This window comes from Flavobacterium cupreum (assembly GCF_003996965.1).
GTDB lineage: Bacteria > Bacteroidota > Bacteroidia > Flavobacteriales > Flavobacteriaceae > Flavobacterium > Flavobacterium cupreum.
Genome location: NZ_QWDM01000001.1, coordinates 40,451 through 52,533, shown reverse-complemented (window position 1 = coordinate 52,533; position 12,083 = coordinate 40,451). Strand labels below are relative to the sequence as shown.

The 12,083-nt window shown below is 39.0% G+C and carries 10 protein-coding genes; 5 read left to right on the top strand and 5 right to left on the bottom strand.

From position 1 onward, the window contains the following. Nucleotides 1-7: 7 nt before the first annotated feature. The 4 genes from D0817_RS00220 to D0817_RS00205 all read right to left on the bottom strand — a co-directional run bounded on the left by D0817_RS00220 (nt 8) and on the right by D0817_RS00205 (nt 4,504). Nucleotides 8-685: a sensor histidine kinase gene (locus D0817_RS00220; RefSeq protein WP_262708207.1), complete on the bottom strand. Its 678-nt coding sequence runs from the start codon at nt 683-685 to the stop codon at nt 8-10. An 18-nt stretch (nt 686-703) separates the two neighbouring features. Beyond that, nucleotides 704-2,836, bottom strand: coding sequence for a PAS domain-containing protein (locus tag D0817_RS00215; RefSeq protein WP_127336383.1), 2,133 nt, complete (start codon nt 2,834-2,836; stop codon nt 704-706). A gap of 25 nt (nt 2,837-2,861) precedes the next feature. After that, nucleotides 2,862-3,296, bottom strand: coding sequence for a response regulator (locus D0817_RS00210; protein ID WP_161568399.1), 435 nt, complete (start codon nt 3,294-3,296; stop codon nt 2,862-2,864). Nucleotides 3,297-3,550: 254 nt separating this feature from the next. Further along, entirely contained in the window at nt 3,551-4,504 is a 954-nt protein-coding gene (locus tag D0817_RS00205) for a hypothetical protein (protein ID WP_127336381.1), read from the bottom strand. A 331-nt stretch (nt 4,505-4,835) separates the two neighbouring features. Between D0817_RS00205 and D0817_RS00200 the strand changes: the two genes are divergently transcribed. The 4 genes from D0817_RS00200 (at nt 4,836) to D0817_RS00185 (ending at nt 8,071) form a co-directional block, all read left to right on the top strand. Then, on the top strand, nt 4,836-6,002 hold the full coding sequence (locus tag D0817_RS00200) for a PQQ-dependent sugar dehydrogenase (RefSeq protein ID WP_127336380.1): 1,167 nt from the start codon (nt 4,836-4,838) through the stop codon (nt 6,000-6,002). A gap of 2 nt (nt 6,003-6,004) precedes the next feature. After that, a complete protein-coding gene (locus D0817_RS00195) occupies nt 6,005-6,964 on the top strand; it encodes a gluconolaconase (protein ID WP_127336379.1) in 960 nt (319 codons plus the stop codon). 185 nt (nt 6,965-7,149) lie between these two features. Beyond that, on the top strand, nt 7,150-7,788 hold the full coding sequence (locus D0817_RS00190; RefSeq protein ID WP_127336378.1) for an NAD(P)H-binding protein: 639 nt from the start codon (nt 7,150-7,152) through the stop codon (nt 7,786-7,788). Nucleotides 7,789-7,837: 49 nt separating this feature from the next. Next, nucleotides 7,838-8,071 carry a hypothetical protein gene (locus D0817_RS00185; protein ID WP_127336377.1) on the top strand — a complete coding sequence of 78 codons (234 nt, stop codon included), beginning with the start codon at nt 7,838-7,840 and terminating at the stop codon, nt 8,069-8,071. 51 nt (nt 8,072-8,122) lie between these two features. Here the strand turns inward: D0817_RS00185 and D0817_RS00180 are convergent, their stop codons facing one another. Then, nucleotides 8,123-8,548 (bottom strand): response regulator, encoded by a 426-nt coding sequence (locus D0817_RS00180; RefSeq protein WP_127336376.1) that lies wholly within the window; start codon nt 8,546-8,548, stop codon nt 8,123-8,125. 724 nt (nt 8,549-9,272) lie between these two features. On the opposite strand from D0817_RS00180, the gene D0817_RS00175 reads away from it, so the two are divergent. Continuing rightward, a complete protein-coding gene (locus D0817_RS00175) occupies nt 9,273-12,011 on the top strand; it encodes a substrate-binding domain-containing protein (protein ID WP_127336375.1) in 2,739 nt (912 codons plus the stop codon). Nucleotides 12,012-12,083 lie beyond the last annotated feature (72 nt).

The following is a 12,083-nucleotide window of genomic DNA, read 5'->3' as shown; positions in this document are numbered from 1 at the left end:
GAACAATTTAAGGTCTTACCGGCAGATAAATTGTAAATTTGGCACCAAGACCCGGTGTACTTTCTGCTGTAATAAGGCCTTCGTGATTATCCACAATTTTTTTTACGATCGAAAGGCCTATTCCGGTACCTTCATAGGTGTCTTTTGTATGCAGCCGCTGAAAAACTTCGAAAATTTTTCCGGCATGTTTTTGATCAAATCCAATGCCGTTATCTTCAAAAGACAAGGCCTGATAGCGGAGCTCCGGATTCATTCCAGCTATGCGCCCGTTGAAAAGCGAGGCTGATATGGTAATGACAGGAGGCGTGTCGGCTTTTTTGAATTTCAGGGAATTGGATATCAGATTATACAGCAGCTGTCGGAACTGATAATTAATAATGGACAAATTTTCGGAGTGGAGAATCTCTACACGGGCATCTTGCTGTAAAAGCTCCTCTGCTATTTCTTCTTTTATTTCCTGCATGAGCTGCTCCAGAGAGATGCATTCCAGGGTTTTATCAGGGCTGCTTGTTCGGGAATACGCCAGCAGGTCATCAATAAGATTCTGCATCCTTTCGGCTGATTTGCGCATTCTTTCAAAATAATTAAGCCCCTTTGAAGAGAGATTGGCCGCTTCGCCTTTTATAATAAGATCGGAAAAAGTCTGTATTTTTCGCAGCGGTTCCTGCAAATCGTGGCTTGATATGTAGGCGAAGGTCTGCAGTTACCTGTTCATTCTTTCGAGTTCCACATTTTTTTGCTGCATTTGCAGGGTTCTTTCCTGCACGCGCAGTTCCAGTTCATCGGTAAAGGAACGCTGTTCCTGTATATCAGTGCTGGTTCCCACCCACATCTGGATTTTTCCTTCGGCATCCCGCTGGGGGATCGCCCGGCTCAGCTGCCACCTGTAATCTCCAGCAGCATTTCGAAAACGATGCTCGAGTATAAAATCCGTTCCTTCGCTTACCGCTTTTGTCCAGGCCTCTATATTGATCTGTCTGTCATCGGGATGCACGATCTGAATCCAGCCTCCGGCAACCAGCTGCTCAGAGCTCAGCCCTGAATAGTCATAGACCGACTGGTTAAAATAATTCAGGTTTCCTTCACTGTCGCTCGTCCAGACATGCTGCGCCATTGAATCAGCCAGTAGTCTGAACTTTTGTTCACTTTTGTGAAGAATCTGTTGTTTCTGTTTTTCTTCCGTGATATCCTGTACGGTCCCAATCATATGTTCCGGGGTGCCATCGCGGTCATAAAATACTTTTCCTTTACTTTCGATCCAGTGAATGGAGGAATCGGGCCAAATAATTCGGCCTGTAAAGTAGAGTTTTCCGGTTTCCCTTGCTTCCTTGTGTGCCTGGTTGCGCTTCTCCATATCCTCCGGATGAATCTGCAGCCTGGTTTTGGCAAGCGTAAAATCCTGCTGTATCGTTCCTGTAAAAATTTCCGAGAAGCGGGAAGAAGTCTCAATTTCTCCTGTTTTCAGATCCAGCTCCCAGGTTCCAAGTTCGCTGGCCTCTATGACGATATTGAGTTTCTCACGGCTCAGGGCGGTCTGCTCGAGGGCAGCAGTAATTTTGAGCTGGCTGTTTTTAAGTTCCGTAATATTGGCCGTTACACCTGCCATTCCGGTTACCTTTCCATTTCTGTCGACCACGGGCATTGCCGAAGCATGTATCCAGCGGATACCTTCACTTGTGTTAATACGATACGTGGCATCATATACTGTTTTGCTGGCAACAGCGTTATTAAAGGCTTCACGCATTGCCGGACGGTCTTCGTCCAGCACCATGTCCAGAAATTCATTATAGGAAAGAGATTCCCAGGGTTTTCTTCCGAAATTAATTTTGCATTGCAGTGAGCATTGTATCGTTCCTGTAGCAATATCAAGCTCATAGGACCCCAGCGCGCCGGCTTCCAGGGCAAGATTAAGATGCTGGGCGGCATGGGAGGCTTTGTTTAGAGCTTTGTCTTTTTCATTGCTGTCATGAACCTGTCGGGAAATATCCTGAAGGGTTCCGTCAAGCCTTAAAGCAGTACCCTGCGCATCAAAGGTCGCCTTGCCTTTAGCATGTACTACTTTTTTATCGAAAGTTAGGGGATGAACAATGGTATAGTACAGGTCATATTTCCCGCCGGAACCGGGTCGGAGTACTTCTGTAATAGCATCCTGTACTCTTTCACGGTCGCTGTCCATTATGGCATCTATAGCATTCTGAAGATAGATTTCATCCTGATGAGGCAGGCCAAACCAGTCCTTAAGCCTGTTGTTTGCTGTAAATTTTCCGGTAGCAGGCGAATAATCATAAGTACCGAGCTCGGCCGCCTCAATGGCAAATTCTAGCTGTTTATGGCTTTCACTAAGGTTATCAATGAGCCTTACTTTTTCGGTTGTCTCGGAGCAGGTTACAAAGACGCCTGCCGGATTTTCGGTCTCGTCAATCACAGGACTGTAGCTGAAAGTCCAGTAGACATCTTCCATTTTTCCATTCCTGAAAATAGGCAGCAGCTGGTCTTCGTGCCATGAAGCTTCTTTTTTTTGAAGCACATCGTCAATCAGGGGCTTGATAAATTCCCATATTTCAGGCCAGGCTGATGCTCCGGGCATGCCCAGAATAGAAGGATGTTTTCCGTCATTTCCCAAACTAGGGCGGTAGGCATCGTTATAAAAGCATACTAAATCTTTTCCCCAGAAAAGAAACATTGGAAACCTGGAATTCAGGATAATACTCAGTGCCGTGCGCAGACTCTGCGGCCATATGGACGGATCACCAACAGGGGTGTGACTCCAGTCTTTGGTTCTGATATGGTGACCCATTTCACCGCCTGCGGAAAGAAAATGTAAATTACTGTTCATGCCATACCGTTAAGAGAATGCTTGTTTATCTTTTGTATACGAAATTACTTTCCGTAAGTACGTGTTGCTCCCAGTCTATGGATAGTACATATTCAAGGGATTTTTTCAGTTCTTCAATTGACATTGATTTTTTTACATATAACGAAGCTCCGAGATTAAAACATCGCTCCACAGTTTCGGGATTACTGGTGGTGGATAAAATAATTACGGGAACATCTTTCAGGTTGAAGGTACTTTTGATTTCCTGCAGTACTTCAAACCCATCCTTTACAGGCATATTGAGGTCGAGAAAAATTACAGAAGGATACGGAGGCGGATTCTCAAGCTGGAAAAGCATCTGATCTCCGAGTTCGAAAAGGCTAATGCTTTCCCCAATCTGCTGGGTTACTTCTTCAAAGAAAAGCCTGTCATCCTCATCATCATCAACGTAAAATATTGTAGTGTAAGTTTCTAATACCATAGTAATTGTTATCAGTAAGTAAAGATAAATGTTTTGAGTATTATAACTGTCAAAATTCTGAATTTTTACCAGAACCATACCACGAATAATAGCCCTCGGGAATTATTTCTCACAAAATATTTTCGAAAATTCATTCGTGCAAATTCCGGCAAAAAAACAGCACACAAAATCCAAATTAAAAAGGAATTTAGGAACTAAGCCGCCTCCTTTAAAATGGCTAAAACGGACAAGTTTAACGCTGCTATATAATTTTATTAGTCAACTATTTGTGTACCGGCGGCAATAAGACGGAACAGTGGTTCATATTTTTTTATATGATGGTCCAGATTCTGGTTTAAGTGAACTGGTCCGATACTTCCCTGGAGGCAGTATAATTGCTGGTTGTAGGCAAACATAAACTGCATCATGCGTATTTTTCTCTTAGTATCTGCGGAATGTAATATTTCTTCAACCTCAATCATCATCCCGGGCAAACCGTCAATAGTCAGCGCTTCTGTACGTATAACGGTGCTTTGAGGAGGTACCATTTCAATAATTGATTTTTCGTTCAATACAATGTCATGGTCTTCTGATGGCAGGTCATGGACCAGTAGTAGGATTTTCTCGCTCCCTTTTCCGTCATGGCTGGTAAACTGCTGTACCACTGCGGGCATTTCTCCTTCCTCAGCGCTCCAGCTTTTGGGTAATGAAAGTAAGACAGCAGATTTTTCTGCTTTAGGATGTTGTTTTGTTGTGAAATGAACTGTATGTCCGTCGCTAACTTCCTGATGCGGTGCATCGTGATAGGCGAATGAAATAATACTTTTTTGAATACCGTTTCCTTTGCTTAGTCGTAATTCGGATCTTACTTTTTCAAGAAAATTGCGTGCGTACTCCTCTTTCTGGATCGGTTGCTTTAACTGTAGATTCAACAGAGAATCTACTCTTTGTTGTAATAAAGTGAACTCTCCTTTATTTAGCTCATCTTTTAAAAAATATTCTATATTCCGCTCCGCACGTCCAAATATAACTTTCGAACTTTTTTCCAAGGCGATGACATCATTTTTAAGTGTTGGAAATTGAAGCCCAACTTTTTTAAGAGCGGCGCTCTGGCCTTTCAGAAACGCAAAAGTCTCTAAAGCTAACATGACCTTCGGCGAATACTGCTGTATCTGGGAATAAGCAGGAATGGCCAAAGCAAAGTATACAATTAAAAGTAGCGTCTTCATGAATTTGTTTCCTGTTATTAAAAATAATTCTTACAAAAGCAAAAATAGAATGTGACTGCAAAATCGGTTTACATAGTTCTTATGTGGTTTTACATAATTTCAATTTTTAAATGGCTGACGCTTACAGAGTAACGATATCACAGAGATGAGTCGATGTATGTTGATGGGTTGAAATCTATTAAGAAATAGCGTACTGTTAATATTATAAATTTACATGCATATCATGTAAATTATTAAAGTGCCTTATTAATATTTTTGACTTACAAAACTGCAGTAATAATCTTATTTAAAGACTTTTATATAAAAAACTTAATTTAAAAATTTACGATATATGAAAACTAAATACCCGCTTACGGCATTTCTTTTCTTAACAGGCCTGCTGATGTACAGCCAAAAAGGCATTCCTCCCAAAGAAGACACTAAGAAAGTGTCCATTACCAACTTTCCAACTCATCTGGAGTACAGTTCGGCACTGGTATCAGGCTTAAAAACCGCCAAAGACTGGCAGGTAACCCCTGTAGCTACAGGATTGGGAAAACCCAGAATGCTGTATATCGGCAAGAAAGGGCAACTGTACGTAACTAGACGCGATGCAGGTGATGTGCTGATGCTCACCGATACCAATAACGACGGCAAGTTTGATGATATGACCCGTGTAGCGGATTTTCCGGGGGTTCATGGCATTACATCCAAAGATGATTTTATGTACCTGTGCAACAACAATAAAGTACTGCGATATGCGCTGAATGCGGATGGTACTTTGGGGAAAGTTGCCGATACGCTTATCAACGATCTGCCAAGCGGAGGCCAGCATGCCAACCGCACGATGGATTTTGGTCCTGACGGTAAATTATATATCTCAGTAGGAAGTGTCTGTAACGACTGCAAGGAAAGTGATAAGGAAACCGCTACGATGCTGCAGGTAGAGCCGCAAACATGGAAAAGAACTCTATATGCATCAGGCCTTCGCAATACTATTGGCTTTGACTGGCAGCCACAGACCAAGGAAATGTGGGGTGTCGATAATGGAGGAGATACTAAGGGAGACGATTGGCCGCCTGAAGAGTTAAACAATATTGTTATGGGAGGCAATTACGGATTTCCTTTCGCTTACGGCAAAAAAGTAGTCGATCAGAGCAGGGAAGATCCTGTGGGCAATACCAAGGAAGGATGGGTAAAACCGACTCAGGCTTCGGTACTGGAATTTCCGGCACACAGCGCACCCATTGCTTTTGCTTTTTTTGATACCGGAAAAAATAAAGGAGATGCTCTGGTATGCTGGCATGGCTCGTGGAACAGGCAGAATCCAAGCGGATACAAAGTAGAGCGTATTACGTTTGACAGTAAAGGTAACCCTACAGGATCCGAAGATTTCTTAACAGGGTTTCTTATCGGTAATGAACGATTCGGAAGGCCGGCGGGACTGGCTATAGGTTCGGATGTGGTTTATGTATCTGATGATGCAAATGGTATTATTTACGCCCTTAAACAAAAATAAAGATGAAAAAGTATATTATATTCCTGCTAATGGCTCAATTAACCTGGGCTCAGGAACCGACAAAACGTATTGAATTTGAAGCGCCGGAATCTTATCCCGAGGGAGTAACTTTTGATAAGGCTTCCAATGTATTTTATGTATCCTCAGCACGCCTGGGTACTGTTGGAAAAGTTACCAAAGAGGGAAAGTATTCGGAATTATATGCCGATAAAACGCTAAAATCGACCTACGGTCTTAAAGTGCATCCCGATGGAAAAAGACTGTTTGTCTGTGCCGGCGATGCCAATTACAGCAAATTCAGCACACCTGATACCAAAAAGAAAATGGCAAGACTTCTTATCATTGATTTGAAAAGCGGTAAAAAATTAAATGATATTGATCTGGCCGGACTAATTCCCGGTGAGCATTTTCCCAATGACCTGGCTTTCGACAAAGAAGGCAGTGCTTATATTACAGACAGTTACGCAGATGCCCTATACAAAGTGGATTCTAAAGGAACGCCCTCAGTGTTCAGTAAAAATGAACTTTTAAAAACAGCCGGGGTAGGTCCTAACGGAATTGTTTTTCATCCGGGAGGTTTTCTGTTGGTCGCCAACAATGGAACAGGAGCACTGCTAAAATTGCCAATTGCGAATCCTGGTGCGGGTGTAAAAGTAAAAATGGAACAGTTTTTTCCCGGTGCAGACGGTATGCTTTTAAATGATGATACTACATTAACGCTGGTACAAAATGGAGGAGTAAACAAAATTTTTAAGATAACAAGTTCTGATAACTGGACGACGGCGCAGGCAGCAGAATCCACTTCAGTGGAGGATCGTTTTGCCTTTCCGTCAACTGCAGCTATTTCCGGCAATGAAACCTGGATTATGAATGCAAATTTTAGCGAACTTGCCGAAGGTAATAATGTACCATCGAAAAAATTCTCACTGCAACAGGCTGTATTTAAACCTGTCAAAAAATAAAAGGAATTCACACCATTTGATCTGAAATAATTATACAGTCCGATGCGCAGGAAATCAGTGATAAAATTGTACATTCCATAGCAAGGCAAGGATAAATCGTACGACCTGTTCACCGATTTATTATTCTGAAGTGCCCTGATGCAGATATGGGGCCAAATTATATTTCACTACTAAAGATAAAAGCTATGAAAGCATTACTAATAGGAGCTACGGGTTCCACCGGAAAATTTCTCTTAAATGAGCTGATCCAGAATGACGATTATACTTCGGTAACTATTTTTGTACGGCGTCCGACAGGTAGATCCCACCCTAAACTGTCTGAACATGTTATTGACTTTGCCAATCTGGATCAATATAAAGAATATATTACCGGAGATTTTCTCTTTTCCTGTTTGGGAACCACTTTAAAGGAAGCGGGCTCCCAGGAAAAACAATGGCAGATTGATTTTGAAATTCCCGCTACTTTTGCGAGAATTGCACGGCAGAACAGGGTCAATTCAGTAGTTTTGGTTTCTTCGTCTGATGCGTCGCCAAAAAGCAGAATTTTTTATTCCAGAATGAAAGCAGAATTAGAAAGTGCAATTACTGAGCTTGATTTTGGGCAGTACATCATATTCAGACCGGGACCTCTTTTGCGGGAAGGAAGTGACAGGGCGGGAGAAAAAACACTGGTAAAAGTCGTGGGCTTTTTCAATAGCATCGGATTGTTCAACAAGTACAAACCTCTGCCTACCGAAGTGCTTGCAATGAAGCTGGCCAAGGCACCCTGGAAGCTGCCACAGGGAACTTCTATTGTAAAACTTCAGGAAATTGCTGCATTTTAAAAGAGCTTGCAGGAACAACTTTATTTAAATATGATAAAATTAGTGGAATATGGAAAAGTTGCTAGAACAGTTTGGAAAAGATTTGAAAGCTCATCTTGAAATCACATTTGCAGCTTCCGTTGAGCATGATCCAATTAAAAAATTGAATGAAACCGAACAGACAGTGTTTGAATTTATTGATAATTATCTATTAGAAACATCTTTAATCGCAAAGGATGTAGAGCGATCTACTCAACAAATTTTAGATGAATTTCCAAAGTCAAAGATCAAAAACATCGACTAAGTAAAGGAAATTCGGTTTGAGCTGCCTGCTGTTACTTAGCAGTTTAAAAAGTTAACTATTAGGATGAATACAGTTTTTCCAGTATTCCAGTATATAATTAACAATTGATCTTGTCTTCTGGTAGTCATTTTCTTTTTTAAAAAAGCCTTGAATACTAAGTGTTGTGTATGCCTCTTCAATCGCGCTTTCTGTAGCCGCGGTAGAATAAAAAACGAAAGGTATACTTTTTTTTCTCAGGACAGGGTCGCCATCTATAAGGCGTTTTAATTCAAGTCCATTCATAATTGGCATGTTCATGTCGCAAAAAATAATCAATATTTTTTCATTACTTTCACATAGGTAAGAAAGTGCCTCTTGTCCATTAATTTTCCATACAATTTTGTTAGTGTTGCCAAGAGATACAATTACATCTTCTAAAATCTCCTTGTCATCAGCATCATCTTCTATTATTAAAATATTACCGTTCTTTATCATCATATTATTTTTAAGATTATCTCAAATCTATTTAGTTTTTTTACTATTCGTAATTATAATCTGTCATCTACAAACCAATTTACGCGTTTTTATTGGATATGCAATTATCCTGGCAGGAAAATGGCGGTCACTTTCCAAATTTGCTCTGTCAGTTTTCACTGCAACAGACTTATCCTGACAAAGCCTTCTGATGGTAGTGAAATCTGCATTGAAGCAATAGTGCCGGATTCCTGGTTTTTGCGCTGAAACGGCATTAACTATAGTGCAGATTCGAACTCAAATCAGACAGTGTAAATTTACTACAGCTCTTTTTCAAATAGTAGCATTGCGACGACTTTTCAAAAAAAAAAAAACATCATGTATCATATTGATATTGAGAAATTCAATATTTTTTTTCGAGGAATAAAAATGTGCTTTATATTATGATTTTCAGAAGTGTTTTGTGTGTTTTCCAGTCGGTTTTTTAAAATCTGATATACGGTCGGGGATTGATAGAAAAAATTATTTGATTTCTAAATGATTATACGAATTTAGATATTTTAACTATTTTACATCAGATATATCATTTGCTCATTTGTGTAGATAAAATAAAAGTTTAATTTTACTTTTTAAACTATACACCTTTCTTCCTTGTCACTACAAAATAATCCTTCCTAATTATTTAGACAAGCTTGATTAAAGAATGCATTTTAAAGTGCTTATTTTTATTTACAAAACTCAAAATTTCATGTATCAATTTGTAAAATACATTTTGCTTCTTTTTTTGGCATCCCTAATTTTAACTTCCTGCAGACAAAAACAAGGAGATAAAATCAAAGTCGGGTTTTCTCAGGCCATGACTACCGACGACTGGCGCAAGCAAATGAACAGCGCTATAAAAATTGAAGCTTCGTTACGACCTGAAGTGGATTTAAAAATCAGCGATGCCAATAACAATATTGCTAAACAGATTGAAGACATTGAAAGATTCATTTCTAATAAAGTTGACGTTATTATTGTCTCTCCTATTCAATCTAAACCTTTAACTGCCGTTGTTGAAAAATCAATTAAAGCCGGAATTCCCGTTCTTGTGGTGGACCGCAAAATTGAAGGCGAAAATTATACCGCTTATTTAGGTGCTGATAATATTGAAATTGGAAGAATTGCAGCCCGATATATCATTTCGCACAGCAAAGGCTCCGGTAAAATTATTGAAATTACCGGAGCAAAAGGTTCATCACCAGCGTATGAGCGCAGTCTGGGATTTAGTCAGATAATAAGTGAAAACAAACGTTTCAAAATAGAAAACACAATTCAGGGTGACTGGGAAGGAGAATCGGTTAAAACACCTTTAAAAACAATTCTTTTACAAAACCCTAACGTTGAATATATCTTTTCACAGAATGACCGCATGGCTTTAAGTGCCTGGGAAACGGCTAAAACCTTAGGGGTAGAAAATAAAATAAAATTTATTGGTGTTGACGGGCTGAATACAGTGAACGGCGGTATAGAATTGGTAAAAAACGGTGTTCTGGACGGGACTATTTTATATCCGACCGGAGGAAACGAAGCTTTAAAACTGGCGCTGAAAATGTATAATAAAGAACCGATTCCAAAAAATAATATTCTCAATACCATTGTTATCGATCAAAATAACGCTGAAATCATCGAAAATCAAATGGATAAAGTAGATCAGCAACAAGCTGTTATCGAATCACAGCAAGGAGCAATAAAAGTGCAGGAAAGGGAATATGCTTCGCAGAATAACCTGGTTCGGCTGCTAAGTTTTTTCTTAGTGATTATTTTGAGTTTGACGATTTACAGTATTTATTCGACTATTTCTATTTCGAGAAAGAAAAAACAACTCGAAAGAATCAACCAGACTGTAATTGATCAGAATAATGAAATTCAGGAAATGGCCCAAATTGCCCAAAGAAGCAACGAAGCAAAATTGAATTTTTTTACCGGACTTTCGCATGAATTCAAAACACCCATAACATTGATTATGAGTTATGTAGAATCGTTGATTGAAAATGAAAAAATTAAAGGGACGGCACTGATTGACGAAGTAAAACTCATTCATAAAAATTCAAACCGATTACTCAGATTAATAAATCAATTGCTGGATTTTAGAAAAATTGAAGAACAAAAATTTACCTTAAGAGCTTCGAATACAAAAATTTATGATTTTACAAACGAAGTAATGACCAACTTTAAAGGGGAAGCAGCCCGCAGAAATATTGATTTTCAACTTATTTGCAAAAATAAAAACCTTGAATTATGTATCGATAGGGGATTAATGGATAAAGTATATTTCAATTTGCTTTCAAATGCTTTTAAATTTACGCCTGATAATGGTAAAATTAGCATTTCGATCCTGGAAAATCAGGACAACACCGTTAGAATTAGTTTTAAAGATTCCGGAATCGGGATACCTGAAAATGAATTGTCGAATGTATTTAATCCTTTTTTCAGAGCTTCCAATAATAATAAGAATAGTTCAGGAATTGGACTTCATCTCTCCAAAGAATTTGTGCTTTTGCATCAGGGAACAATCGAATTAAAATCGAAACAAGGAACTGAATTTGTAATTACGCTATTAAAAGGAAACAGTCATTTGCAGCCTTCGGAAATCGTAAATAACGCCGAAAATTTAAATATGACTCCCAATCTGATATCGGATAATTTAGATATAGAAACAGATGTGAATCAGGGGATTGCAATCTCTGAATCAGAAAAGCATACCCTTTTGGTTATAGAAGACAATATAGATTTAGTTACATTTTTAAAAGCCAAATTATCCGGTGAATACGTCGTTTATACTTCAGACGGAAGCGATGCTATTGAAAAAACCATGGAAATCATTCCGGATATAATCATTTGTGATATTAATCTGGTTGATAAAGACGGATATGAAATCACCAAAGAACTGAAAAAGGACCTGCGTTCGTCACATATTCCAATTATTATTCTGACGGCCCAAAGCAATAAAGAATCGGTTTTAAAAGGCTTACAGAGTGGTGTTGATCAATATCTGACAAAACCTTTTAGTCTTTCGATTTTACAACAGTCTGTTTCCAGCCTGCTTTTCAACAGAGAAAAGCTTCGCTATTATTATACCAATAACATTTATCGTGTTGAGCCGGAATCTAAATTTGGCAATCAGGAACAGTCGTTTATTACTAAAATGAATGATATTATTAAAATGAATGTCGAAAATCCTAAATTCTCTGTGGAGGATTTAGCCGATAAAGTCGGGGTTTCAAGAGTTCAGTTGTATCGAAAGGTAAAAGCAATCATAGGAATTAATATCAGTGACCATATTAATAATGTAAAATTAGAGAAAGCAGCAGAGCTTTTAAAGTCCAATAACATGAATATTTCAGAAATTGCGTACTCACTGGGATTCTCTTCCCCAAACTATTTTTCTACAGCTTTTAAGAATAAATTTGGAATTTCGCCAAAGGAATACAAATCCTCCAATTGATATTGGTTTAAAATTGATACAAATCAGGTATCAATTTTAAACCTGATGTAACAAAATCGAAACTACACGGTT

Coding starts and splice junctions, on each gene's coding strand:
- D0817_RS00215 (WP_127336383.1), bottom strand. CDS start 2,836: ATGAACAGTAATTTACATTTTCTTTCCGCAGGCGGTGAAATGGGTCAC.
- D0817_RS00210 (WP_161568399.1), bottom strand. CDS start 3,296: ATGGTATTAGAAACTTACACTACAATATTTTACGTTGATGATGATGAG.
- D0817_RS00205 (WP_127336381.1), bottom strand. CDS start 4,504: ATGAAGACGCTACTTTTAATTGTATACTTTGCTTTGGCCATTCCTGCT.
- D0817_RS00200 (WP_127336380.1), top strand. CDS start 4,836: ATGAAAACTAAATACCCGCTTACGGCATTTCTTTTCTTAACAGGCCTG.
- D0817_RS00195 (WP_127336379.1), top strand. CDS start 6,005: ATGAAAAAGTATATTATATTCCTGCTAATGGCTCAATTAACCTGGGCT.
- D0817_RS00190 (WP_127336378.1), top strand. CDS start 7,150: ATGAAAGCATTACTAATAGGAGCTACGGGTTCCACCGGAAAATTTCTC.
- D0817_RS00185 (WP_127336377.1), top strand. CDS start 7,838: ATGGAAAAGTTGCTAGAACAGTTTGGAAAAGATTTGAAAGCTCATCTT.
- D0817_RS00180 (WP_127336376.1), bottom strand. CDS start 8,548: ATGATGATAAAGAACGGTAATATTTTAATAATAGAAGATGATGCTGAT.
- D0817_RS00175 (WP_127336375.1), top strand. CDS start 9,273: ATGTATCAATTTGTAAAATACATTTTGCTTCTTTTTTTGGCATCCCTA.